This is a genomic window from Roseicyclus marinus, from assembly GCF_030163795.1.
GTDB lineage: Bacteria > Pseudomonadota > Alphaproteobacteria > Rhodobacterales > Rhodobacteraceae > Roseicyclus > Roseicyclus marinus.
In genome coordinates this window covers 326,857-349,842 of the sequence record NZ_JASJOF010000001.1, presented here as the reverse complement: position 1 = coordinate 349,842, position 22,986 = coordinate 326,857, and the positions used below count along the sequence as shown (strand labels likewise).

Sequence of the window (22,986 nt, the reverse complement as noted above, 5' to 3'; positions counted from 1 at the left end):
GTCGTCAGGTCGTCACCCGCGCCCGAAGCCGCCGCACCTCGGCCAGAACGCTCATGGCGGCCAAGGCCGAACTGCGTGGATTGTCCGGCAGGGAGGCGCCCGTGATCTCGAACCGGAACGATCCGAAATTCCCCTCGGCTTCCACCTCGTGGACATTGCCCGCCGCCGTGGGATCGGCCAACAGTCGCGCCTGCGTCTGATCGAACCCCAGCCCCGCCAGCGCCACCGCCGCCGCGACATTGGCATTCTTGGGATAGCGCAAGGCCGCCTGCCGCGCGCTGCCCTCGAAATGGGCGGCGGGCGTGGTCAGGGCCGACAGGTCCAGCACATCCTCCGCGGGCGATCCGGCCCAGCCCTTGGGCGGCTTGCGACCCGTGTAGCGGACGCTACGCAAGCCACCAGCAGCGCCGGCGCGCAGGGCATCAAGCGCGCCGATCGCCCCGCTCGCCAGATGCAGCCGCGCGCCTCCTGCCTCTGCCGCCTCGGCCAGATCACGGGCAAGCCCCTCATCGGCCAGCGCACCCAGCGACAGCGTTATCACGTCTATCCCCGCCGCCAAGGCCGCAGGCCCATGCGCGGCCAGCCCCGCATGGCCCGCGCAATCGACCAGATGCGTCACCCCGGGTGGCAGTTCCGCCACGGACCGCACAGCATGCAGGCCCGAGGGCGCGCTGCCGCGCACGATCACCGCTGCCGGGCCAAGCCCGTCGCGCGCCAGCGCCGCGATGACCCATCCCCCGATGCTGCCCGCCCCGATCACCGCCAGTTTCATCGCCGTCCCATCCCTTGCCATTCCCGTCCAAAGCCACACTATCAGCCGTGGTTGGGATGGCCACAGGGACAGATGCGATGACGAAACCCGAACACAAGATGATCGGCGCGCCCGTGACCCGGCGCGAGGATCCGGCGCTTTTGATGGGGCGGGGCCGCTACACCGCCGATATCGCGCTGACCGATCCGCTCCACATCGCGTTCCTGCGCAGCCCGGTCGCGGCGGGCAAGATCACCGGCATCGACATTTCCGAGGCATTGGCCGCCCCCGGCGTCGTCGCCGTGCTGACCGGGGCCGACCTGCCGCCCACCCTGCCGCCCGATGTCCAGCCCGTGCTGGACATCGCCGAGGTGCTGCCCTTTCCGCTTCTGGCCCGGGAAAATGTCACCGCCGTGGGCGAACCCGTCGTGGCCGTTTTCGCCGACAGCCCGGCACATGCCGCCGATGCCGTCGACCTGATCGTGCTCGACATCGACGACAGCCCCCTGCCCGAACCGCGCCGCATCGCCAGCCGCGCATGGCGCACCGGCAACGCCGCCCGCGCCTTTGCCGAGGCCGCCCATGTGGTCGAGGTCGAAACCCGTCATCCCCGCGTCGCGCCCTCGCCTATGGAGCCGCGCGGCATCGCCGTCCAATACGACGCGGCGACCGAGGGCGTCACGATCTGGCAATCGACCCAGACGCCGCATCGCACGAAAAACGACCTTGCCCGCATCCTGCAACTCGACCCGGACCGGGTGCGCGTCAAAGCCCCCGATGTCGGCGGCGGTTTCGGGATGAAGGGCTTTTCCTACCCCGAGGAAGTTCTGGCGGTTTGGGCCGCGATGCATCTGAAACGCGATGTGCGCTGGATCGCGACCCGGTCCGAGGAATTCCTGTCCGCGGGCCATGGGCGCGGCCTGACCTCGCGCGGGCGGCTGGCGCTGGATGCCGAAGGCCGCTTCCTCGCGCTCGAAGCGCGGATCGACGCGCCCGTCGGTGGGTGGCTGTCGGGCACGGCGCTGATGCCTGCCTTCAACGCGGCGCGCATCCTGCCCTCGGGCTATGTGATCCCGGCGCTCGACATCGAAACAGCCGTCACCGCCCATCCGACGCCGCCCGTCGGCATCTATCGGGGCGCGGGCCGGCCCGAGGCGAATGTGATCATCGAACGCCTGATCGACGAGGCCGCAGCCGTCACGGGCCGCGACCCGATCGCGCTGCGCCGTGCGAACCTTTTGCCCGCCTCTGCCATGCCGCATGACACGGCGACCGGCAACAAGCTCGACAGCGGCGATTACGCCGCCGCCCTCGATGCGTTCGAGGCCGCCGCCGATCTGGCGGGCCTGCGCGCCCGGCGCGATGCGATCCGCGCGGCAGGCGGGATCGCGGGGCTTGGCACGGCCTTCTACGTGGACCCTTCGGCGGCGGGCTTCGAATATGCCAGCGTGACGCTGAACGCAGACGGCACGGCCCATATCGTCACCGGCGCGACGCAACAGGGCCACGGGCGGCTGACCGCCTTTTCCCAGATCGCAAGTGACGCTCTGGGCATCCCGATGGAGGCGATCACGCTCGACGCGGGCGATACCGGCACCGCGCCGGTGGGCGTCGGCGCCGTGGGCAGCCGGGCCACCGCCATCGGCGGCAGCGCGCTCCTCGAGGCTTGCGAAAAGGTGCTGAAGCTGCGCGAGGCGGGCCAACCCCTGCCCCTGACCGCCGAAAGCCGCTACGAGGTCGCGGGGCAGGCTTGGGCCTTCGGGGCCTATGCCGCGCTTGTGCAGATCGACGCGGACACCGGCGTCGCCCGCCTGCTGTCTGCCCATGCCCATGACGACACCGGCCTGATCGTGAACCCCGTTCAGGTCGAGGGTCAGATCCGCGGCGGCTTTGCCCAAGCCGTCGGCGAAACCATGCTGGAGGCCATCGCGCTCGATGACGAGGGGCAGCTTCTGACCGGCAGCTTCATGGATTACGCCATGCCGCGCGCCGATGACCTGCCGCCGCTCGGCCTGTCGCAGACGGAAACGCCGAGCCCGATGAACCCGCTGGGTGCCAAAGGCGTGGGGGAGGCCGCGACGACCGGCGCACCCGCGGCGCTCATCAACGCGATCACGGATGCCTTCCGCCCCACGGGCAAAGCGCCGCCGCAGATGCCCTTTTCGCCCGGACGGATCTGGGAGGCGCTGAACGGCTGATCCCTAGAGCGCGTCGCGTTCATTCGCACTCACGCGTCGCGCTCTTACCTTCTGATGTCGCATGTCCGGGGCGCGGAAAACCGGTTCCCACTTTTGCGCGACATGCTCCAACGCCCGCGTCAGAAATCGAAGATGTCGTCGAGGAAGGATCCCCGGCGCTTCTTCTTCTCGTAGCCGCGGTCGTCGTCGCGGTAGCTTGGCTCGGGCGCAGGGCGCATCGGCTGTGCCGCCGGGGCGGATCGTTCGATGATCTTGTCCAACTCGCCGCGATCCAGCCAGACACCGCGGCATTGCGGGCAGTAGTCGATCTCGACACCTTGCCGGTCGGCCATGACAAGGGTGGTGCCGTCAACGGGGCATTGCATGTCTGGACGCTCCTTTGCTTGGGTCCTTCCGATGCAGATAGGCACGGCCCCGACCGGCACAAGCCGTGATAGGCAAAACCTATTCCCCGCCCGTCAAGGTCTGGATCTCGGTCGCGATGCGCACGGCCCAATCCCCGATGATCGGGATGAATTCGATCTGGCTCAAGGCCCAGATGATCAAGGACAACAGCACGGTCGCGCCGATCACCGTGCCCAGCCCGACCGCCATGCCGCTGGCAAAGCGCAGCATCAGGACGCGCGGCACCGATTGGTAAATCTGGAACATCTTGTGACTGCGCAGAAAGGTCAGCTCGCGCCGCAGCGCGCGCACCTCTTCGGCCAGCGCCTCGGGCCCGGCCGGATCGCGCCCCGGTTCATCCACCATAGGTCGCCGCCACGTCATAAAGGACCGGCTCGAATGACCGGCACAGCGCCCCGATCCGCCGGTTGCGCGCCCGCATCTCGTCCGAGCGCAGCATCGCCTGGAAATCCTCGCGCCTCTGCCATTGCGAATAATTGGCGATCCGCGTCTGCGCGTCGTTCACATGCAGCGCCGCCGAGACAAATCCCGGCTGGTGCGAAATGAACTCGGCATAGGCCGCCTGCAATTCGTCCATCAGGTCGGCGCAGGTGCCCGGCGATGTCTCGAAGGTGGTGATGACGGTCTGGACATCGTCGGTCCGGCTGTCGGTGAACATGGCGGCCTCTTGCGTTTGGACCGAGGCCGCGAAGCCAAGGCCGTAGGTTTCCCCCGAAGGATGCAGCCCTATGCCCGGCGTTTCAACCTTTGCCCGTCGTTCCCCGCAAGCGCGGGATCAGAAGAACGATTGCGTCTGTGTCGTCGTATAGGTGTTGTGCAGGGTCGCGTAGTCGGGATTGTCGCCCGCATCATAGCGCAGGTTGTTGGCTTGCGCATGGGCCTCGAACGCGCCAAGCGCGTCGATCTCGTTGCCCGAATTCATGTTCGGATCCAGCGCCTCGCGCTGTGCATCTGCGAAAAGACTGTCATAGGCGGCCTGCACGTCGCCATTCGCGCGGTCGAGATAGCCTTGCATCATCTGCACGGGATCCGACCACGGGTTCAGCTGCGCCAGTGTGCCCCAGGCGCTTTCGTCCCCGCCCGCATCGCGATCGCTTTGCCCAACTTCGATCGAGGCGAGGTGGACGCTGATGTCGCCCGACAGATCCTCCATGCCGCCCGACACCACGAGGGTCGCGGCAATCCCAAGCCCGACCAGCCCGCCGGTCAGGACGACCCAATCCACCGCCACCGCGCCGGAGGTGTCCGTGACGAATGTCTTGAAATCCATATGCCTGTCTCCGCTGCGAAAGCTTCTGTCAGGCAGGAACTTCACCCGGCGGACATGGCGGAAACATGGCGGGCGCGCACCCGAACCAAGGTCATTTCCGGCCGGGCGGCCCCAGATGCGTCCGCATCGCCTGATAGACCACCGCCGTCGCCGCATTGGCAAGGTTTAGCGACCTGATGTGCGGGCTCCGCATCGGCAGGCGAAAGGTCCGGTCCTCCAGCCCGTTCAGGATCTCGGGCTGCAACCCCTTGGTCTCGCGCCCGAACACGAGATAGGCATCGCCGGGATAGTCGGGGTCGTAGACCGTGCCCCCCGCCCCGTCATCCTCGAACAGGAACAGCTGGTCGCGGCGCGGCTGCCGCGCGGCAAGGAAGGCGGCCCAATCGTCGTATTCCGACAGCCGGACATGCTTCCAGTAATCCAGCCCCGCCCGCCGCACCGATTTGTCGGAAATGTCGAACCCGTAGGGCCGGATCAGGATCAGCTCCAGATCCAGCGCCACGCAGGTGCGCCCGATCGTACCGGTGTTGCCGGGGATTTCGGGCGTCACCAGCACGACCTTCATGTCAGGCCGGGTGGCCTCAGACATTCGGCTTGCCCTCAAGCCCCAGCACGCGGCGCATCCCCGTCCAGAAGGCGGGCAGACGCGGCGGACGGTCCAGTTCCGCCAGAACCTCGGCCCCCATCCCAAGATCAAGCCGGCTGTCGGCAAAGTCCCGCGCCCAGGCCAAGATCGCCGGACCATCCGCGGGGCGCAGCCGCACCGCGCTGCCGATCAGACCCACGATGGTGCCTGCGGGCGAATACCATTCGTCCTGAATGCCGCGGATGCGCTCGGGCATGATCGCGCCCATGCTGCGCACCAGACCAGCCTCGGAGAACCGCAACAAGAGCCGCCCCATATCCTCGCGGCTGTACCCGATCAGAGGCGGAAACGTGTCGAAAAAGATCGGACCCTGCGCGTCATAGGCGAAATTCCGGATCGACGGATGATAGCCGATGCGCTCGGGCCGCTGCGCCACCCGCACCCAGAAATCCGCGATGCTGGCGGCCGCCCCTTCCAAGAGCGCCAGCGCGCCTTGCAGATCGGCGGCCTCCACCTGCGGGCGCATCAACAGGGCCTCGTCCAGCGCGTCCTGCACGATCACCGGTTGCAGATATCCCGCCTCGTTCAGGATCAGGAACCGCGTCTCCGGCAGGCGCACGCCGGCCCATGTCAGCACCTCGACATAGGCCGTGTGCCGCCGCGCCAGCTGTTCCAGCAATTCGGGGTCACGCCCGCCGCGATAGGTCTTGATCACCTTGTCCTTCAGCGGCCCTTCGGCCGGCCGGAAGGGCGCGCAGAAATATCCCAGCCGGGAAATCGGCTCGCCCCGCGACCGGAGCGCCTCGCGCACGGAACCTGCCAATTCGCTCATCGGTGTTTGCCCACGGTCCAGCCCGTGGCCTCCGCCAGCCGCGCCTCACCCTTGGACAGCGGAAGATCCTCCAGCGCCGATCCCATCGAATCGTTCCAACGGTTCAAGTAGCCAAACAGCGCCACCACCCCCATGATCTCGACGATCTGCCCCTCGTCCCAATGCGCCCTCAGCCGCGCGCCCACCTCGGGCGTCACCGCATTGGGCACCTGCGTCGCGGCCTGCGCAAAGGCCAGTGCCGCCTTTTCCGCATCGCTGAACGCCGCGCTCGCCTCGAAATCGAAGACGTCGGTCAACCGCGCCTCGCTCGCGTTGAACCGTTCCGAGGCAAGGATCATATGCGCCTGACAATACAGGCATCCCGAGGCGAAGCTCGAGACATAGCCGATCAGCCGCTTGAATTCCGGTGTCACGCCCGACCCGTAATCCGTCATCACCGCGACGTTCAGATCGGTAAAGGCCCGCGCGATCGGCGCGCGATGCGCCATGGTGCGCACCGAATTCGGGATCACCCCCAAAGGTCCTTTGAAGAACTGGACGTGGGCGCACAGATCGGCGTCCATCGCCTCTTCTGTGAGCGGCGGCACAAGGGCCATGACGATCCCCCCTCGGTCGTGGCAAGCCTGCAAGCTGCCCGCGCCATGGGCCGGGCGCAAGGCGGTTAGCGGTTTGTTAACCACGCCTTTGGCAGAATGCCACCATGCGTTGCCGCCTCGCCACGATCCTCGCCTGCCTGCCGCTCTCGGCCCTGCCGATGGCGGGTCGGGGCCTCGCCGGGCCATGGGCGCGCCCCGCGGGCGAGGGGTTTTTGGCTTTTTCCATCACCTCCGACAGCCCGACCACGGGCCTGATCACCGGGGACATCCTCTTTGACAGCCACGCGGGGATTTACGGCGAATACGGGCTGGGCCACCGCCTGACGCTCGGCGGGCAGATCGGCCATAGCGAAACGGCGGAAGATGGCGTGATCTTCCTGCGCTACACGCTCACCCCGCCGGACGCGACATGGCAATTCGCGCTCGATACCGGCGCGGGCCAGCGCATCGAACCGGGTCGACCCGACCGGCAGCTCGCCCGGCTGGGCCTGTCGGTCGGGCGCGGCTTTGCCGGGGGCGAGCTACCCTTTTGGCCGGGCCGCACCCATCATGGCGGCTGGGTCACGTTTGACGCGACGGGGCTCTACGACACCGCCAGCGCCGATGTTATCTGGGCGGTCGAGGGGACCATCGGCCTGTCGCTCTCCGAAAGCCTGCGCGTCTTGTTGCAGGCCAAGGCCGAGGAATGGCCGGATGCCGACACCAGCTACGCCCTTCTGCCCGGTCTGGCCTATGCGCTGACCAACCGCACCACGGCACAGATCGGCGCGCGCCTCGGCCTTGGCCAGACCGAGACATGGGGGATCGGCCTCGGCCTCTGGCACAGTTTCTGAGATCGCCCTAGATCTGCACCATGACCGACCCGACCGACCGCCCCGCCGACCCGATCCGCCCCACCGATGCCGAGGCACGGACGCTCGCCCGCGACCTGATCGCCGGGGCGCGCTTTGCCGCCCTTGCCGTTCTCGACCCCGACACCGGCGCGCCCATGGCAACGCGCATAGCCCTTGTGCCCGGCCCGGATGGCGTGCCGCTCACCCTCGTCTCGACGCTGTCGGCCCACACTGCGGCCCTCGCCGCCGATCCGCGCTGTTCGCTCCTGATCGGGGAACCGGGTCCAAAGGGCGATCCCCTGACCCATCCGCGCCTGACGCTTCAGGCCCATGCCGAACCAGCCGACAAGGCGGCGCTCAAGGCGCATTACCTGTCGCTCTATCCCAAAGCGACGCTCTACTACGATTTCGGGGATTTCGGGCTCTACCGCTTTGCCCCCCTCGCCGCCCATCTCAACGGCGGCTTCGGCAAGGCCTACCGCCTCACGCCTCAGGATCTGTTGCCCTGACCCCTACCAGTGCAGCGTGCCCATCGCGCCCTTGATCTTGCCCGTCAGGTTGGGCGTGACCCAGCCGCCGTAGAAATCACCCGGCTGCGGCACGACCTTGATATCCCCCACATAGGCCGCATCGACCGAGGTGGCATAGAACGCCAGATGATCCCGGATCGCCTCGAACCTGTGGGTCGGCGCGGGATAGGACCATGCCGCATGGCGCGACCGCCGCCCGTTCAGGACCAGGTCGAAATAGACCGCCCGCCCCTTCCATTCGCAAAATGTCTCGCGCGCTACGGGCACCAATGCCGCGCCCAGAACCGCCTCGGTCGGCAGGTAATAGGTCGGCGCATGATGGGTTTCGAGCACCCGCCACGCGGTCCCCGGCTCCGCCTCGGCCACCGGAACCCCGGCAAAGACCACGCGCAAGGGTTGCGTCACGCGCTCCAAGCGGGGCGGGCGGGGATAGTCCTGAACGTTTTCGACGGGCAATACGGTCATGCCTTGCCAGCTAGCCCGAGGATGCGCCGAAGAAAAGCCCGACCCCGCATGGGGCCGGGCCAATCCTGCGCCAAGGCGCAGCGCTCACAGATCGCAGCGCGCCGTCACCTGCGCCGTGCCGCGCACATCTTGCTGCCAGCGCAGGCGCAGGGTGCGCCCCCCCGCGCCCTGCGCCGGTTCGGCATAGGGCGTAAGGTAGACGATCACATTCGACGCACTGCGGAGCGGCCCCTCCGCCAGGAACGATGTCGCCGCCCGCACAGGCGCACCAAAGGGGGTGAAGGGCGTGAAATCCACGTTCCACACGCTGCTGGCACTCCCCTCCGCGTGGCGGAGCGTCACCGGGTTCTCGGTGCGCTTCACGATCCCTGTATAGGTGTTGCCCTTGAACACAAGATCCGCCGTCCGCGTCAGATCCAGCCCGGCAAAGGAACTGTCCACCCCTTCCACCGCCGACAATTGCGCGCCGCCCGTCTTCTTGAACAGGTTGTCGGTCACCGTCAGCCCGTTGATGAAATGCCCCGGCCCATAGGGCTTGATCGTGATGAAATTCATCCACGGCGCGCTTTCGGTCGAGAAAAAGATGTTCCCGTCGAGCGTCAGCCCGTGAAAGCTGAACCCGCCGGTAAAAGCCGGCGTCGGATCGCGCTCGTTCGTCCATTCGACATAGCAATTGTCGACGTAATTCCCTTCGAAGGTCGTCTTGGTGTTGTTGTCCGTCAGGATCAGCCCCGCCGTGCGCGGCCCATCCGTCACCCCGTCGCCCTGAAAGAAATGGTTGCCCGAAAAGATGTTTCCGGTGCCCCCCACGACACCGAAATGCCGGAACTTGTTCACGCGGTTGTCGCGCACCTTGATGTCCGAGGAATTGGTGTTGAAGCCGATCGTGGTGCGCAGCGGCGCATTGGTGTCCTGCTCGTTCGACAGGAACTGGCACCGGTCGATCTGCATCCCCTGACAGCCCTCGCCGGTCGAAGTGATCCCGCGATCCTTCGGCCCGGTAAAGAAACAATCCTGGACCTGGAACACCAACCCGTCGCGCGGCAGGTTCAGCGCCGAACACACGCCCGCGCACAAAAACTCGATATCCGAGACGACGAAGCGTTGCAGGTTCAACCAGCCCGAGAAATCCAACAGGTACTTGAACCGGCGGAACGTGTAGCTCTGGGTGACCGGCGCGCCGTAGAACGGGGCCGACAACGTGATCCGTCCCCCCGCCACATCGGTCGCGGTGACATAGATCTCGCGCCCCACGCCTTGGCCCGCCGTGACCAGCGCGCCCACCGGGATCGCCGCGACATTCGACAAGCCGGTGATCCGGCGCGGGTCCGACGCGCTCCAGCTTCCGGTTCGCGTCACCACCTCGTCGGCCCAGGCCGGACCGTTCAGCGCGGCCAACTGCCCGTTCCGCAACACGCGCCGATTGGCATAGGTATTGCGGTTGCCCACGATCGCCTGAATGTCGAGCGGCGCCTCCAGCAGCACCCGCCGCCCGCACAAGTCGAACCCCTCGTGGTCGGATTGGTTGAACAATTGCTGGATGCCCTTCTTCAGGCCCAACACATCGTCGCCCATCGCCTCCGCATAGCCCTTGAGGTCGAAATTCCGGTTCAGCGACAGCCGCGCGCCATCGGGCATCACCAGACGCCCCTCGAACCGCGCCGGGCTGTTCAGGGTCAGGCTCGACCCGATCAGGTAATTGCCCGCAGGCACCAGGATCTCGCGCCCCGCCGCCGCCGCATCCGCCGCGACAAAGGCCGCGCGGTCATCGCTCACCCCGTCGCCCTGCGCGCCGTAATCGCGCACATCGACCCAATCCATCATCTTGCGCAGGAAAACGCCCGTGACATCCTCGACCATGATGTCGTCGATCCTGACCTGCCCGCCATTCGCGCCCGTCAGGTCCAGACCCACATGGGCGAAACTGGCCGCGGGTCCCCAGGGCATGTCGACGCCCGTGCGCGTGCCCGTCCCGATGATGGCCGACACCGTGATGACCGCGCCATAGGCGGTCAGCGCCGTGGTCGGCCCCGCCTGCACCACACCCGACAGGTTCTGCGACGCCGCATTTCCCGCCCAGGCCGCGATCCGGACCGAGGGCAGATTGCCCGACAGCACCTTCACCCGCGCCGAAACCCGCAGGTAGAGACCCGGCCGGATCGGTGTCTGACCCATATGGCGCAGGCGCGTCGTGGCCTCCGTCTTCACGATCTCCAGACAGCTGCCGAAGTCGGCATCGGCCGCCACCAGCGCCGCATTGGCCGCACTGGCCCAGGTGTCGCTGCCCGGCCGCCCGTCCTGCCGCGACCAGACGCCCAGCCCGCTGGCAAAGGGCGGCGGCATCAGCACAAGCCCGTCCGTGATCACCTGGTTCATGTCCTGTCCCCTTTCCGCGCCGGCGGTCCCCGGCGCGCTCATGTCGGGCCGGACAGGGGACACCGGACTGCGCCCCTGACGGCCAGCTCGGTTGTGAAACGATGTCGGAAATAGCCCCGACCGCAAGGATCGGGGCCCGCGCACAGGTCTAGCGCGCCGAGGTTAAGGCGGGGTTAACACCGCGAGCGGCGGTCAGGTCGGTTCAGGCCGCCACATCGGGCGCGGGCAATAGCTGCACGCCGTTGATGCGCCAGCCCTCTGCCGTTTCGACCATCTGGTAGCCAAGGTAATGCACCCGCCCCTCCGCATCGATCACCTGCACCCGCTGCACCAGCAATCCGCCAAAGCTCTGCAGATCGATGAAATCCACCGTGCCGGGCTGCCAGACCATCGGGTAGCCCTGTTCGACCATGCGGGCGAAATTTTCGACGCTGCCGAACAGGCTCTGGATGTTGGGGCTGGCATAGGTCCATGCCTCGTTCACCTCGCCCGCGCGGAAGGCGTCGAACTGCCCCGCGATCACCGCTTCGATACCGGGATCAGGGGCCAGAACTTCCTGCGCATGTGCGGTCAGCGCGGCGAAGCTCAGGGCAAGGGCGGCAATGAATTTGCGCAGCATGTGGGCCTCCGGGTCGATGTTGTCCCGAAGAAACGTAGCCCGCCCGCCCAAGGTTTCACGTAGGGTGAGCGATCCCGCCCACTACGGCCCAGCCGCCCGTAAAAGGGTGGGCGCAATCGCCCACCCTACGTCACGCGGCCAATTCGCCCGCCAAACCCTTGGCGATCAACGCGCGGCTTTCCTCGATGCCGTAAAGCGCGATGAACCCGCCGAACCGAGGGCCCTGGCTTGCGCCCAAGAGCACCTCGTAAAGCGCGCCGAACCAGTCGCGCAGCGGCTCGAACCCGTGCAGCTTGCCGATGGCGAAAACGATGGATTGCAGGAACTCGTCATCGTGCCAATCGACGACCGGGGCGGCGACCTCCTTGCCGTCCAGCTCCGCCTTGCGCGCCAGCACCTCCAGCGCCTTCGCCTCGTCGCCCAGACAATCCGCCAGTTCGGCCATCGCCGCCGCCTCCTGATCGGTCGGCAGGCGGAAGACCCGCGTGGGCTTCACGAAATCGGCGTAATAGCGGATGGCGAACCCCGCCGCCTGATCGAGGTCCGGATTGCCCTCCGGGCTCGCTTCGGGCGCATAGCGGCGGATGAAGCCCCAAAGCTTCTCCTTCTCCTCGGCGCCCGACACCGACACGAGGTTGAGCAACATCGCGAACGGCACCACCATCGTGCTTTTCGGCACAGACCCGTTGTGGATGTGATGCACGGGGTTGGCCAGCTGTTGCTCCAGCGTCTGTCCCGCATAGGCCGCCAGTTGCTGGTGGTATTCGTCCACCGCCTTGGGGATCACGTCGAAATAGAGCCTCTTGGCCGTCTTGGGCTTGAGATACATGAAATAGGACAGGCTCTCGGTCGAGGCATAGCTCAGCCATTCATCAATCGAAATGCCGTTGCCCGAAGACTTGGAAATCTTCTGGCCGGTCTCATCAAGGAACAATTCATAGGTGAAATGGTGCGGCGCGGGCCCACCCAATATCTCGCAGATCGCGTCGTAGATCGGCGTATTGGTCGAATGGTCCTTGCCGTACATCTCGAAATCGACGCCCAAAGCCGCCCAGCGCGCGCCGAAATCGGGCTTCCACTGCAACTTGCACTGACCGCCCGTCACCGGCACCGTCCATTCGCGGCCCGTCTCGTCGTCGAAGGTGACCGTGCCCTCCTTTGCATCCACGTGCTTGATCGGCACATACAGAACCCGCCCCGTTTCGGGATGGATGGGCAGGAAGATCGAATAGGTCTGCTGGCGCTCCTCGCGCAGCGATTTCAGCATCACCTTCATCAGCGCGTCATACCGTTCGCAGGCGCGCAGCAAGATCTCGTCGAACTGACCCGAGGCGTAGTAATCGGTCGCCGAATAGAACTCGTATTCGAACCCGAACGTGTCGAGGAACCGCCGCAGCATCGCGTTGTTGTGATGGCCGAAGCTTTCGAATTCCCCGAACGGGTCGGGCACGCGCGTCAGCGGCTTTTGCAGATGCGCGCGCAGCATGTCCTGGTTGGGCACGTTGCCCGGCACCTTGCGCATCCCGTCCATGTCGTCCGAGAAACAGATCAGCCGCGTCGGGATGTCCGAAATCGCCTCGAAGGCACGGCGGATCATCGTCGTGCGCAAAACTTCGCCGAAGGTCCCGATATGGGGCAGACCCGACGGCCCGTAGCCCGTCTCGAACAGGACGTAACCCTTTTCCGGCGGCGCTTTTTCATACCGTTTCAACACCGCCCGCGCCTCTTCGAAAGGCCAGGCCTTGGAGGTCATCGCGGCGTCGCGGAGCGTTGTCATCGTCTCTCGGTCCCATTCTGCGCCGGGCCCCATCGCCCGCGCGCCCCCGCCCTATTGTGCCGATGGGGCGACGTCAATAAATACCCCGTCAACCACAGGAGTGTCCCCATGTCCGACATCATCAGCGCCGAAGATGCCCTTGTCGCCGTCATGGTGGCCGTATCCGTCGCCGACGAGGCGATCCGCACTGCCGAACTGATCAAGATCGAGCAGATCGTGAACCACCTTCCGGTCTTCGCCGCCTATGACGCCGACCGGATGCGCGAAGTGGCGAAAACCGTCTTCGACCTTTTCGAGGAAGAAGACGGGCTTGATGCGCTCTTCGGCCTCGTGCGCGACGCGCTCCCCGACCGGCTCTACGAAACGGCCTATGCCATCGCCTGCGATGTCGCCGCCGCCGATGGCGCGCTGACCCAACCCGAACTCCGCTTTCTCGAGGAATTGCGCCACGCGCTCGAGATCGACCGCCTCCATGCGGCGGCCATCGAACGCGGCGCGCGCGCGCGGCACCTGACGCTCTGATCGCTCAGGCCGCGCCGCGCGTCTCGGGTCCTGCCTCCGCCTCGGCGGTCTCGGCCTCTGCCCGCTCGGCCTCCGCCTGCTCCGCGGCCCAAACGCCCGCCGCCTCCACCGCCACGACCGAGGCCGTGGGCAAAACGCCAAGATAGCTGTCCGTGTCCTCGGTCATGACGCTGCTCTGGCGCCGGGTCATCCGGTAGGCCGCATAAACGGCCATCGCCGTGAACGTCGCCCCCAACACCAGCCAGAAGGCATGGGGCCCACCCGTCTCCATCGCCCAACCCACGACCAAGGGCCCAAGGATCGCCCCCAACCCGAAGATGAAGATCAAGCCCCCCGATGCCGCCGCCATGTCCTCGTTCGGCAGGAAGTCGTTGGTATAGGCCAAAAGCAGCGCGTAAAGCGGCGTGGTCATCCCCCCCGCCAGCAAGGCCGCGCCCATCAACGGCCACAGGCCCAAACCCTCCAACGCCGGCACATCGCTGCCCGCCACCCAGCCCAATCCGCAGGCCATGGCCCCCATCGCCGCCGTGCCCATGATCACCCTGCGCCGGTCGAACCGGTCCGACAGCCAGCCGATCGGATACTGGAACGCCAGCGCCCCGGCGAAAAGCATCGCCACGAACAAGGCGATCTCGGATGCGCTCATCCCGATCTGACTGCCGAACACCGCCGCCATCCCCGATTGCGTGGCATAGACCCCGCCCAACAGGAAAATCCCCACCGTCCCCAAGGGCGAGCCGCGAAACAGCACCCGAAGCGACATGGGCCGCGCCACCTCCACCGCGGGCGCGGGCGTGACCGACAACAGGATCGGCGCAAAGGACACCGACACGAGGATCGAGGCCCCGATGAACAATCCCGCCCCCGCCGCATCCCCCAGCGTCAGCAACCCCTGCGCACTGATGATCCCCAGCGTCTGCGCGATCATGTAGGCCGACAGTACCTTGCCCCGCGTCTCGTTGGTCGAGGCGTTGTTGAGCCAGCTTTCCGCCGTGACATAGATGCCCGACATGCAAAACCCCAACAGGATGCGCAAAACCGTCCAGGCCCAGGGCTCCGCGATCAACGGATAGGCGATCAGCCCCGCGGACATGAAGCTGCCCAAGGCCGCGAAAACCCGCACATGACCCACCCGCTGGATCAACGTGGGTGTCATCCGCGCCCCCGACAGGAACCCGATGAAATAGCCCGAGGTCACGACCGCAAGCTCTGCCGCCGAAAACCCCTCGATCCCGCCGCGCAAGCCGATCAGCGTGAAATGCATGCCGTTGCCCAGCATGATCAGGACGATGCCGACCAAAAGCGCCCAGACACCGGAAATAACGTTCAACATGACAGGGTCCCCGCGCGCCGCATCCACCCCCTGCATCGCATCTGCGGCAGCGCAGCGATTTCGCCGCAGCGCCGCATCGGGGGCCAAGTGCGACACGCGACACGCACGCCCGTTGCCCGCGCCCGCCAAACCTGCGAACCTGCCGCCTCATGACTGGTTCCGTCACACTGCCGATCTGGCTCTTCGTCCTGATCCTGCTCTTTGCGGGCGTCACCTTCGCCTCGCATTTCCTCTTTCCCTCGGTGCGCTGGTTCCTGCGCCGCCGTCTCGAACGCGCGGTCGAGGAATTGAACAAGCGCCTCAAGCGCCCGATCCAGCCCTTCAAGCTGGCGCGCCGGATGGATACGATCCGCCGCCTGATCTACGATCCCGAGGTCGCGCAGGCCATCGCCGACCACGCCCGCGACAACAACATCCGCGAAGACGTGGCCTTCCAAAAGGCGGAACGCTACGCCCGCGAGATCGTGCCGGGCTTTTCCGCCTTCACCTATTTCGGCTTCGCGATCCGCGCCGCCCGCATCCTGTCGCAATCGCTCTACCGGGTGCGGCTCGTCCATGCCAACGACCCCGCGCTCGAGGCGATCCCGGCCGATGCCACCGTGGTCTTCGTCATGAACCACCGCTCCAACATGGATTACGTTCTGGTCACGTGGCTTGTGGCCGAACGCTCGGCGCTGGCCTATGCGGTGGGCGAATGGGCCCGCGTCTGGCCCATGCGCCAGCTTGTGCGCGCCATGGGCGGCTATTTCATCCGCCGCCGCCACAACAACGCCCTCTACCGCAAGGTTCTGGCCCGCTACGTCCAGATGGCGACCGAGGCCGGCGTGACACAGGCCGTCTTCCCCGAAGGCGGTCTCAGCCGCACGGGCTACCTCTCCCGCCCCAAGCTCGGCCTGTTTTCCTACATCCTCGAGGGCTTCCAGCCCGGCCGGTCCCGCGATGTCGTCTTCGTGCCCGTCGCGCTCAACTACGACCGCGTGATGGAGGACAAGACCCTGATCGACGCCCATATCACGGGCAACCGCCGCTTCCGCTTCTCGCTCAAACCGATCTGGCGCTACCTGCGGCGGCAACTCTGGAACAGGATCACCGGCCGCTACCACCGCTACGGCTATGCCGCCGTCAGCTTCGGTGAACCGCTCAGCCTCTCGGCCTTCCTGCAAGACCGCCATGACGATGCCGCCGCCGAACTGGGCGACGCCCTCATGGGCCGCATCGCCACCGTCATGCCCGTCACCCCCGTGCCGCTCGTCGCCCACGCGCTGCAAGACGGGGTGCGCAGCGTCGTGGCCCTCGACGCACTCCTGCGCCGCCGGGTCGAGTCGGCCAAGGCACGCGGCGTGACCATCCACATCCCCCGCGACGACATCGCCTACACGATCGAATCCGGGCTGCGTGCGCTCATCGAACGGCGCGTGCTGCGCCGCACCGGCGACCAGCTCACGCTGACCGACACCGGGCAGGCGGCGGACCTTCTGGCCTTCTATGCCGCCTCCGTCGCGCATCTGCTCGACGATGTCGACGACGGCACCGCAACCGCCGCCCCGCGCAAGGCCTCTGCGACATAATATTTCAATAATCTGCGTTTTCCCATTTGCTTTGTTGCGCGCGGCTATGTAACCCTCGCAGCAGCAGCAAGATTGATTCCGCATTGCGGCATCGGCAAGGGAACGGAGAATATGACGATGGCCCTCGACGCGACCCCCGCGATCGCCAGCTATGACGCCCCGAAAAAAGACCTTTACGAAATGGGCGAAATCCCGCCCTTGGGCCATGTTCCCGCACAGATGTATGGCTGGATCCTGCGTCAGGAACGCCACGGCGACCCGACCGAGGCGCTCAAGATCGAAGTGGTGGATACCCCCAAGCTCGAAAGCAACGACGTGCTCGTGCTCGTGATGGCCGCGGGCGTCAATTACAACGGCGTCTGGGCCTGTCTGGGCAAACCGGCGTCCGTCTTCAACCAGCACAAGGCGCCCTATGCGATCATCGGCTCGGATGCGGCGGGCATCGTCTGGGCCGTCGGCGACCGCGTCACCCGCTGGAAGGTCGGCGACGAGGTTGTGATCCACTGCAATCAGGACGATGGCGATGACGAGGAATGCAACGGCGGCGACCCGATGCTCTCGCCCTCCCAGCGCATCTGGGGTTACGAGACCGCCGACGGCAGCTTCGCCCAGTTCACCCGCGTCCAATCCCAACAGCTCATGCCGCGCCCCAAGCACCTGACTTGGGAGGAATCGGCCTGCTACACGCTCACCCTCGCCACCGCCTACCGGATGCTCTTCGGCCATGAACCCCATGACCTGAAGCCGGGGCAAAACGTTCTTGTTTGGGGCGCGTCCGGGGGCCTTGGCTCTTTCGCGATCCAGCTCATCAACACCGCGGGCGCCAATGCGATCGGCGTGATCTCGGACGAGGACAAGCGCCAGTTCGTCATGGATCTCGGCGCCAAGGGCGTGATCAACCGGCGTGATTTCAACTGCTGGGGCCGCCTCCCCGAGGTCGGGACCGACGACTACAAGGATTGGTTCGCCGAGGTGCGCCGCTTCGGCAAGGCGATCTGGGACATCACCGGCAAGGGCGTGAACGTCGACATGGTCTTCGAACATCCCGGCGAGGCGACCTTTCCGGTCTCCACCTTCGTCGTGAAACGCGGCGGGATGGTCGTGATCTGCGCGGGAACCTCGGGCTACAATTGCACCTTCGACGTGCGCCACATGTGGTCCCACCAAAAACGGTTGCAGGGTAGCCATTTCGCCCATCTCAAACAGGCCGCCGCCGCCAACAAGCTGATGCTCGACCGCCGCCTCGACCCCTGCATGTCCGAGGTCTTCCCGTGGGAGGAATTGCCCATCGCCCACATGAAGATGCTCCGCAACGAACACAAACCCGGCAACATGGCCGTGCTGGTTCAGGCCCCCCGCACCGGCCTGCGCACGCTCGAGGATGTTCTGGCCGCAGGGCCCACCGCCACCTGACGGCAAACCGACCCGACGCCGGGCCCAGCCCCGGCGCGACAGACGCGCGCCCCGCCCGGTCTCACCCGGCGCGGGGCGCTTGCGTGTTTGGCCCACCACACCCCCGGCGCAGGTCGCACGACAGCCGCGCTTTCGCCCGCATTCCGCCATATTCGCGGCCGAAGCTCGCCCCTGTTGAATGATCCTGAGCCGGGGTGCCCGCTATGCCCGCCGATCCGATCGCCTGCACGCTCCTTGCCGCCGCAAGCCTGACCACGGGCCTGCGCCGCGCGGTTCGTCGTGCCGTACCACCGGCCATGGCGCCCGCCTCCGATCCCGCAAGCTCGGCGCTCGCCGCCGCCCGTCTGCGCGCCCGGCACCTGCACATCCCCGACAGCGCCATCGCCCGCCATCTCGACACCGCGCGGCTCAAAGGCCAGACGGAGCTTTCCGCGATGAACGACCTGATCGCGCAGGCCAGCACCCGCGCACCACTCAAGCACCGCTAGGACCACGGGCCCACGCGCTCCCGCACCCCAAGGCCGCAACCGCGCAGGTCTTGGCGCGGCCCCTCCTTCATCTTGGCAAGAAAACTCAAGACGCGCCGCACGCCACAAGGCGGCCCGCCGGGCAAGCGCCCCTCAGGCGCTGGCCGCAGCCCGGATCGCGCGGATATTCGCGCCATAGACCTCCGGCGCGTCCACCGATCCGCCCCGGAACACCGCAGATCCCGCGACCAGCACATCCGCGCCCGCCGCGACGACCAGCGGCGCGGTCGTCACATCGACCCCGCCATCGATCTCGATATGCACCGGGCGGTCCCCGATCATCGCGCGCAAGCGGCGCACCTTGTCCGTCATGTCGATGAACTTCTGCCCCCCGAAACCGGGGTTCACGGTCATCACGCAGACCAGATCGACCATGTCCAAGAGATGCGCCACCGCTTCGGCCGGCGTGCCGGGGTTCAGCGCGACGCCCGCTTTCATCCCCGCCGCCCGGATCGCCTGCAAGGTCCGGTGGATATGCGGACCCGCCTCCACATGCGCGGTCAGAACATCCGCCCCGGCCTCGGCATAGGCGTCGATATACGGATCGACCGGCGCGATCATCAGATGCACATCCATGACCGTTTTCACATGCGGACGGAACGCCTTCACCGCCATGGGCCCGAATGTCAGGTTGGGCACGAAATGCCCGTCCATCACATCGACATGCACCCAATCCGCGCCCTCGGCCTCGATGGCACGGATCTCGGCCCCGAAATTCGCGAAATCGGCGGACAGGATCGACGGCGCGATCTTGATGGAACGGTCGAACGACATCGGCACCCCCTTGGCAATCGCCGCCCTGTTAGCTCCTGCGGCAAAGGCTGTCACGCGCGGATTGATTTTTGACCGTTTGGTCAAGCTTGCCTTTGCCCCGCCCCCATGACAGGCTTTGCACGAACGCGACCGACGACCGGCCCCCCGATGACCCCGACACAAACAAAAACCGCGCCGCTGACGCAGGAGCACCTGCCGCAGCTGCACCGCCCCCGCAATCCGGGGATGGCGCTAGACCTCGACTGGGTGGCCCGCGTGCAGGCCAATACCTCGGCCATCGAACGCCGTGCGGCCACCCTGCCCGGCCGCCGCACCGTCAAGAAAGAATACCAGGCCGCCTGGCTTGCCCGCGCCATCACGCTCATCGACCTCACGACGCTTGCGGGCGACGACACGCCGGGCCGCGTCCGGCGTCTGTGTGCCAAGGCCCGCCAACCCGTCCGCCCCGATCTGCTCGACGCGCTCGGCCTGCCGCCCCTCACCACGGGCGCCGTCTGCGTCTACCACGAGATGGTCGGCACGGCGGTCGAGGCGCTTGCAGGCACGGGCATCCCCGTCGCCGCTGTCTCCACCGGCTTTCCGGCGGGCCTCTCCCCCTACCATCTCCGCGTCAAGGAGATCGAGGAAAGCGTCAAGGCGGGTGCCGCGGAAATCGACATCGTCATCTCCCGCCGCCATGTCCTCACCGGCAATTGGCAGGCGCTTTATGACGAGATGCGCGAGTTTCGCGCCGCCTGCGGGGACGCGCATGTCAAGGCGATCCTCGCCACGGGCGAACTTGGCACGCTGAAAAACGTGGCCCGCGCCTCGCTCGTCTGCATGATGGCCGGGGCCGATTTCATCAAGACAAGCACCGGCAAGGAAAGCGTCAACGCCACGCTTCCCGTCTCGCTCACCATGATCCGCGCGATCCGCGCCTATGAGGCCGCGACCGGCATCAAGGTCGGCTACAAACCCGCAGGCGGCATTTCCAAGGCCAAGGATGCGCTGGTCTACCTGAGCCTCATGAAAGAGGAACTGGGCGACGACTGGCTGCGCCCCGATCTTTTCCGCTTCGGGGCTTCCTCGCTCTTGGGCGATATCGAACGGCAACTCGAACACCATGTCACCGGCGCCTATTCGACGGGCTGGCGGCATCCGATGGCATGAAACAGGGAGCCGTTTTCCTCGCGGAAAACGGCCCGAAAAACCCGGGTTTTTCGGGCCGGAAACCTCGAGGTTTCCGGCCACGCGGCAAGGAAAGAGCATCCAGATGACCACCCGCGAGATATTCGAAACGATGGAATACGGCCCCGCCCCCGAAAGCGCGGCCGAGGCTCTGGCATGGATCGCCACTCACGGCCCCGCCTTTGGCCATTTCATCGACGGGACCTTCACCGCCCCGGGCGAGACTTTCGCCACGAAAAACCCCGCCACGGGCGCTGAACTGGCCCAGATCACCCAAGGCACAGCCGAGGATGTGGACACCGCCGTAGCGGCCGCTACGAAAGCCTTCCCCAAGTGGTCAAAGCTCTCCTGCCACGCCCGCGCCAAACACCTCTACGCGCTGGCCCGCCTCCTGCAAAAACACGCCCGCCTCTTCGCCGTCCTCGAAACGCTCGACAACGGCAAACCGATCCGGGAGGCGCGCGATATCGACATCCCCCTCGCCCAGCGCCATTTCTACCACCACGCAGGGCTGGCCCAACTCCGCGACTCGGGACTGCCCGCCCACGCCCCCATCGGGGTCTGCGGCCAGATCATCCCGTGGAACTTCCCGCTCCTGATGCTCGCCTGGAAAATCGCGCCCGCGCTCGCTGCCGGGAACACCGTGGTTCTCAAACCCGCCGAATACACCTCCCTCACGGCCCTCCTCTTCGCCAAGATCTGTCAGGAGGCCGGATTGCCCAAGGGCGTCGTGAACATCGTCACAGGCGACGGGCGCACGGGCGAGGCGATCGTGACCCATCCCGGCACGGCGAAAATCGCCTTCACCGGCTCGACCGCCGTGGGCCGCCGCATCCGCGAACAAACCGCCGGGATGGGCAAATCCCTGACCTTGGAACTGGGCGGAAAATCCCCCTACATCATCTTCGAGGACGCCGATATCGACAGCGCCATCGAAGGGCTTGTCGATGCCATCTGGTTCAACCAGGGCCAGGTCTGCTGCGCCGGCTCCCGCCTTCTTGTGCAAGAAGGCATCGCCGAGGATGTCCACACAAGGCTCAAGGCCCGCATGGCGAAACTGCGCCTGGGCGACCCGCTCGACAAATGCATCGACATGGGCGCACTCGTCGATCCTGTACAGCATGACGCGATCCGCGCCATGGTCGACGCGAATACCGAGGGCGACACCCACCGCGCCCCCGTCGACATGCCACAAACCGGCTGCTTCTACCCGCCCACGCTGATCACCGGCCTGTCCCCCGCCTCCCCCCTGATGCAGGACGAGATTTTCGGCCCCGTGCTCGTCTCCACCACCTTCCGCACGCCCTCCGAGGCGGTGGAGATTGCCAACAACACCCGCTACGGGCTGGCCGCGACGCTCTGGACGGAAAACCTCAACCTCGCCCTCGACATCGCGCCGAAACTGGCCGCCGGGGTCGTCTGGGTGAATGCCACCAACCTTTTCGACGCCGCCGCCCCCTTCGGCGGCATCCGCGAATCGGGCTTCGGCCGCGAAGGCGGGTGGGAAGGCTTGGCCGCTTATCTCAAACCCACCGCCAAGACCCGCCCGATCAAACCGATCGCCCCCGTTCCCGCCCCCACCGCAGCGCCCGAGGCCCCCGGCCTCGACCGCACTGCCAAGCTCTATATCGGCGGCAAACAGGCCCGCCCCGATGGCGGCTATTCGACCCCGATCTGGTCCAAACGCGGCGCGCTTCTGGGCCATGTCGGCATCGGCAATCGCAAGGATATCCGCAACGCGGTCGAAGCCGCGCGCGGTGCCGGCGCTTGGGCCAAGGCAAGCGGCCACAACCGCGCGCAGGTTCTCTACTACATCGCCGAAAATCTCTCGGCCCGCGCGGGCGAATTCGCCACGCGCCTTTGCGATCTGACCGCCTGCACGCCCGCCCTCGCCAAGGCCGAGGTCGACACCGCCATCGACCGGCTTTTCAGCTACGGCGCATGGGCCGACAAGATGGATGGCCGCATCGCCAATGTCCCGATCCGGGGCGTTGCCATGGCCATGCGCGAACCTTTGGGCGTGATCGGCGCGCTCGCCCCTGATGACGCGCCGCTCCTTGGCGCGGTCTCGCTCATCGCGCCCGCCATCGCGATGGGCAACCGCGTGATCCTCGTGCCCTCCCACGCCTATCCGCTCGCCGCGACCGATCTCTACCAGGTGCTCGACACCTCGGATGTGCCGGGCGGCGTGGTGAACATCGTGACCGGCGACCCGCAGGATCTTGGCCAGACGCTCGCCGCCCATGCCGATGTCGACGCGCTTTGGAGTTTCTCGGGCGGCATCGACGCGGCCAAGCTCGAAAAAGCCTCGGCCGGGAACCTGAAACGGACATGGATCAACCGCACGGCGCCCGACTGGTCGGGCGTGGAGGCCGAGGGTCGCGTTTTCCTCGATCAGGCGACCGAGGTGCGCACGATCTGGGTGCCCTACGGCGCATGACGGA

23 protein-coding genes are annotated in these 22,986 nt (G+C 66.5%); 9 read left to right on the top strand and 14 right to left on the bottom strand.

The window, feature by feature from the left end; genetic code table 11:
- Positions 1-4 precede the first annotated feature (4 nt).
- A complete protein-coding gene (locus QQK63_RS01875; RefSeq protein ID WP_277826434.1) occupies positions 5-772 on the bottom strand; it encodes an aspartate dehydrogenase in 768 nt (255 codons plus the stop codon).
- Positions 773-849: 77 nt separating this feature from the next.
- Between QQK63_RS01875 and QQK63_RS01870 the strand changes: the two genes are divergently transcribed.
- Positions 850-2,949: a xanthine dehydrogenase family protein molybdopterin-binding subunit gene (locus QQK63_RS01870; RefSeq protein ID WP_277826432.1), complete on the top strand. Its 2,100-nt coding sequence runs from the start codon at positions 850-852 to the stop codon at positions 2,947-2,949.
- 119 nt (positions 2,950-3,068) lie between these two features.
- On the opposite strand, the gene QQK63_RS01865 is transcribed toward QQK63_RS01870, so the two are convergent.
- The 7 genes from QQK63_RS01865 to QQK63_RS01835 form a co-directional block, all read right to left on the bottom strand.
- Positions 3,069-3,314 carry a TFIIB-type zinc ribbon-containing protein gene (locus QQK63_RS01865; RefSeq protein ID WP_277826430.1) on the bottom strand — a complete coding sequence of 82 codons (246 nt, stop codon included), beginning with the start codon at positions 3,312-3,314 and terminating at the stop codon, positions 3,069-3,071.
- Between the two features lie 79 nt (positions 3,315-3,393).
- Positions 3,394-3,699 carry a DUF5665 domain-containing protein gene (locus tag QQK63_RS01860; RefSeq protein ID WP_277826428.1) on the bottom strand — a complete coding sequence of 102 codons (306 nt, stop codon included), beginning with the start codon at positions 3,697-3,699 and terminating at the stop codon, positions 3,394-3,396.
- Complete coding sequence (locus tag QQK63_RS01855) at positions 3,689-4,012, bottom strand: antibiotic biosynthesis monooxygenase family protein (protein ID WP_277826426.1); 324 nt, start codon at positions 4,010-4,012, stop codon at positions 3,689-3,691. The genes QQK63_RS01860 and QQK63_RS01855 overlap by 11 nt, the downstream gene beginning before the upstream one ends.
- 117 nt (positions 4,013-4,129) lie before the next feature.
- On the bottom strand, positions 4,130-4,624 hold the full coding sequence (locus tag QQK63_RS01850) for a hypothetical protein (protein ID WP_277826424.1): 495 nt from the start codon (positions 4,622-4,624) through the stop codon (positions 4,130-4,132).
- 91 nt (positions 4,625-4,715) lie between these two features.
- Entirely contained in the window at positions 4,716-5,213 is a 498-nt protein-coding gene (locus tag QQK63_RS01845) for a tRNA (cytidine(34)-2'-O)-methyltransferase (protein ID WP_277826422.1), read from the bottom strand.
- Positions 5,206-6,042, bottom strand: coding sequence for a DUF6206 family protein (locus tag QQK63_RS01840; protein ID WP_277826389.1), 837 nt, complete (start codon positions 6,040-6,042; stop codon positions 5,206-5,208). Before QQK63_RS01840 ends, QQK63_RS01845 begins: the two co-directional genes overlap by 8 nt.
- Positions 6,039-6,638: a carboxymuconolactone decarboxylase family protein gene (locus tag QQK63_RS01835; RefSeq protein ID WP_277826366.1), complete on the bottom strand. Its 600-nt coding sequence runs from the start codon at positions 6,636-6,638 to the stop codon at positions 6,039-6,041. The genes QQK63_RS01840 and QQK63_RS01835 overlap by 4 nt, the downstream gene beginning before the upstream one ends.
- Positions 6,639-6,742: 104 nt before the next feature.
- On the opposite strand from QQK63_RS01835, the gene QQK63_RS01830 reads away from it, so the two are divergent.
- Together QQK63_RS01830 and QQK63_RS01825 are read left to right on the top strand one after the other, a co-directional pair.
- Positions 6,743-7,471 (top strand): hypothetical protein, encoded by a 729-nt coding sequence (locus QQK63_RS01830; RefSeq protein ID WP_277826364.1) that lies wholly within the window; start codon positions 6,743-6,745, stop codon positions 7,469-7,471.
- A gap of 20 nt (positions 7,472-7,491) precedes the next feature.
- The gene (locus QQK63_RS01825) at positions 7,492-7,980 is read left to right on the top strand and encodes a HugZ family pyridoxamine 5'-phosphate oxidase (RefSeq protein ID WP_277826362.1); all 489 of its coding nucleotides are present in this window, start codon (positions 7,492-7,494) and stop codon (positions 7,978-7,980) included.
- 3 nt (positions 7,981-7,983) lie between these two features.
- Here the strand turns inward: QQK63_RS01825 and QQK63_RS01820 are convergent, their stop codons facing one another.
- The 4 genes from QQK63_RS01820 to QQK63_RS01805 form a co-directional block, all read right to left on the bottom strand.
- Positions 7,984-8,466: a DUF427 domain-containing protein gene (locus tag QQK63_RS01820; protein WP_277826360.1), complete on the bottom strand. Its 483-nt coding sequence runs from the start codon at positions 8,464-8,466 to the stop codon at positions 7,984-7,986.
- 84 nt (positions 8,467-8,550) lie between these two features.
- The gene (locus tag QQK63_RS01815; protein ID WP_277826358.1) at positions 8,551-10,842 is read right to left on the bottom strand and encodes a right-handed parallel beta-helix repeat-containing protein; all 2,292 of its coding nucleotides are present in this window, start codon (positions 10,840-10,842) and stop codon (positions 8,551-8,553) included.
- A 202-nt stretch (positions 10,843-11,044) separates the two neighbouring features.
- On the bottom strand, positions 11,045-11,461 hold the full coding sequence (locus tag QQK63_RS01810) for a DUF4864 domain-containing protein (RefSeq protein WP_336618802.1): 417 nt from the start codon (positions 11,459-11,461) through the stop codon (positions 11,045-11,047).
- Positions 11,462-11,591: 130 nt separating this feature from the next.
- Entirely contained in the window at positions 11,592-13,238 is a 1,647-nt protein-coding gene (locus tag QQK63_RS01805) for a lysine--tRNA ligase (RefSeq protein WP_277826356.1), read from the bottom strand.
- Between the two features lie 108 nt (positions 13,239-13,346).
- On the opposite strand from QQK63_RS01805, the gene QQK63_RS01800 reads away from it, so the two are divergent.
- Positions 13,347-13,760, top strand: coding sequence for a tellurite resistance TerB family protein (locus QQK63_RS01800; protein WP_277826354.1), 414 nt, complete (start codon positions 13,347-13,349; stop codon positions 13,758-13,760).
- Between the two features lie 4 nt (positions 13,761-13,764).
- Here QQK63_RS01800 and QQK63_RS01795 read toward each other — a convergent pair whose 3' ends face one another.
- Complete coding sequence (locus QQK63_RS01795) at positions 13,765-15,093, bottom strand: MFS transporter (protein ID WP_277826352.1); 1,329 nt, start codon at positions 15,091-15,093, stop codon at positions 13,765-13,767.
- Positions 15,094-15,242: 149 nt separating this feature from the next.
- On the opposite strand from QQK63_RS01795, the gene QQK63_RS01790 reads away from it, so the two are divergent.
- The 3 genes from QQK63_RS01790 to QQK63_RS01780 all read left to right on the top strand — a co-directional run bounded on the left by QQK63_RS01790 (position 15,243) and on the right by QQK63_RS01780 (position 18,562).
- Positions 15,243-16,661 carry a 1-acyl-sn-glycerol-3-phosphate acyltransferase gene (locus tag QQK63_RS01790; RefSeq protein WP_277826350.1) on the top strand — a complete coding sequence of 473 codons (1,419 nt, stop codon included), beginning with the start codon at positions 15,243-15,245 and terminating at the stop codon, positions 16,659-16,661.
- Between the two features lie 117 nt (positions 16,662-16,778).
- The gene (ccrA, locus tag QQK63_RS01785; RefSeq protein WP_277827774.1) at positions 16,779-18,074 is read left to right on the top strand and encodes a crotonyl-CoA carboxylase/reductase; all 1,296 of its coding nucleotides are present in this window, start codon (positions 16,779-16,781) and stop codon (positions 18,072-18,074) included.
- Between the two features lie 203 nt (positions 18,075-18,277).
- The gene (locus QQK63_RS01780) at positions 18,278-18,562 is read left to right on the top strand and encodes a hypothetical protein (protein ID WP_277826348.1); all 285 of its coding nucleotides are present in this window, start codon (positions 18,278-18,280) and stop codon (positions 18,560-18,562) included.
- A gap of 132 nt (positions 18,563-18,694) precedes the next feature.
- Here the strand turns inward: QQK63_RS01780 and rpe are convergent, their stop codons facing one another.
- On the bottom strand, positions 18,695-19,375 hold the full coding sequence (rpe, locus tag QQK63_RS01775) for a ribulose-phosphate 3-epimerase (RefSeq protein ID WP_277826346.1): 681 nt from the start codon (positions 19,373-19,375) through the stop codon (positions 18,695-18,697).
- A 147-nt stretch (positions 19,376-19,522) separates the two neighbouring features.
- Here rpe and deoC point away from each other — a divergent pair, with 147 nt between their 5' ends.
- The gene (gene deoC / locus QQK63_RS01770) at positions 19,523-20,524 is read left to right on the top strand and encodes a deoxyribose-phosphate aldolase (RefSeq protein ID WP_277826344.1); all 1,002 of its coding nucleotides are present in this window, start codon (positions 19,523-19,525) and stop codon (positions 20,522-20,524) included.
- Between the two features lie 103 nt (positions 20,525-20,627).
- Positions 20,628-22,982 carry an aldehyde dehydrogenase family protein gene (locus QQK63_RS01765; RefSeq protein WP_277826342.1) on the top strand — a complete coding sequence of 785 codons (2,355 nt, stop codon included), beginning with the start codon at positions 20,628-20,630 and terminating at the stop codon, positions 22,980-22,982.
- The last annotated feature ends 4 nt before the right edge of the window (positions 22,983-22,986 follow it).

Bases quoted from the DNA above. Each gene is read 5' to 3' on its own strand.
- QQK63_RS01875 (WP_277826434.1), bottom strand. From the start codon at position 772: ATGAAACTGGCGGTGATCGGGGCGGGCAGCATCGGGGGATGGGTCATC.
- QQK63_RS01870 (WP_277826432.1), top strand. From the start codon at position 850: ATGACGAAACCCGAACACAAGATGATCGGCGCGCCCGTGACCCGGCGC.
- QQK63_RS01865 (WP_277826430.1), bottom strand. From the start codon at position 3,314: ATGCAATGCCCCGTTGACGGCACCACCCTTGTCATGGCCGACCGGCAA.
- QQK63_RS01860 (WP_277826428.1), bottom strand. From the start codon at position 3,699: ATGGTGGATGAACCGGGGCGCGATCCGGCCGGGCCCGAGGCGCTGGCC.
- QQK63_RS01855 (WP_277826426.1), bottom strand. From the start codon at position 4,012: ATGTTCACCGACAGCCGGACCGACGATGTCCAGACCGTCATCACCACC.
- QQK63_RS01850 (WP_277826424.1), bottom strand. From the start codon at position 4,624: ATGGATTTCAAGACATTCGTCACGGACACCTCCGGCGCGGTGGCGGTG.
- QQK63_RS01845 (WP_277826422.1), bottom strand. From the start codon at position 5,213: ATGTCTGAGGCCACCCGGCCTGACATGAAGGTCGTGCTGGTGACGCCC.
- QQK63_RS01840 (WP_277826389.1), bottom strand. From the start codon at position 6,042: ATGAGCGAATTGGCAGGTTCCGTGCGCGAGGCGCTCCGGTCGCGGGGC.
- QQK63_RS01835 (WP_277826366.1), bottom strand. From the start codon at position 6,638: ATGGCCCTTGTGCCGCCGCTCACAGAAGAGGCGATGGACGCCGATCTG.
- QQK63_RS01830 (WP_277826364.1), top strand. From the start codon at position 6,743: ATGCGTTGCCGCCTCGCCACGATCCTCGCCTGCCTGCCGCTCTCGGCC.
- QQK63_RS01825 (WP_277826362.1), top strand. From the start codon at position 7,492: ATGACCGACCCGACCGACCGCCCCGCCGACCCGATCCGCCCCACCGAT.
- QQK63_RS01820 (WP_277826360.1), bottom strand. From the start codon at position 8,466: ATGACCGTATTGCCCGTCGAAAACGTTCAGGACTATCCCCGCCCGCCC.
- QQK63_RS01815 (WP_277826358.1), bottom strand. From the start codon at position 10,842: ATGAACCAGGTGATCACGGACGGGCTTGTGCTGATGCCGCCGCCCTTT.
- QQK63_RS01810 (WP_336618802.1), bottom strand. From the start codon at position 11,461: ATGCTGCGCAAATTCATTGCCGCCCTTGCCCTGAGCTTCGCCGCGCTG.
- QQK63_RS01805 (WP_277826356.1), bottom strand. From the start codon at position 13,238: ATGACAACGCTCCGCGACGCCGCGATGACCTCCAAGGCCTGGCCTTTC.
- QQK63_RS01800 (WP_277826354.1), top strand. From the start codon at position 13,347: ATGTCCGACATCATCAGCGCCGAAGATGCCCTTGTCGCCGTCATGGTG.
- QQK63_RS01795 (WP_277826352.1), bottom strand. From the start codon at position 15,093: ATGTTGAACGTTATTTCCGGTGTCTGGGCGCTTTTGGTCGGCATCGTC.
- QQK63_RS01790 (WP_277826350.1), top strand. From the start codon at position 15,243: ATGACTGGTTCCGTCACACTGCCGATCTGGCTCTTCGTCCTGATCCTG.
- ccrA (WP_277827774.1), top strand. From the start codon at position 16,779: ATGGCCCTCGACGCGACCCCCGCGATCGCCAGCTATGACGCCCCGAAA.
- QQK63_RS01780 (WP_277826348.1), top strand. From the start codon at position 18,278: ATGCCCGCCGATCCGATCGCCTGCACGCTCCTTGCCGCCGCAAGCCTG.
- rpe (WP_277826346.1), bottom strand. From the start codon at position 19,375: ATGTCGTTCGACCGTTCCATCAAGATCGCGCCGTCGATCCTGTCCGCC.
- deoC (WP_277826344.1), top strand. From the start codon at position 19,523: ATGACCCCGACACAAACAAAAACCGCGCCGCTGACGCAGGAGCACCTG.
- QQK63_RS01765 (WP_277826342.1), top strand. From the start codon at position 20,628: ATGACCACCCGCGAGATATTCGAAACGATGGAATACGGCCCCGCCCCC.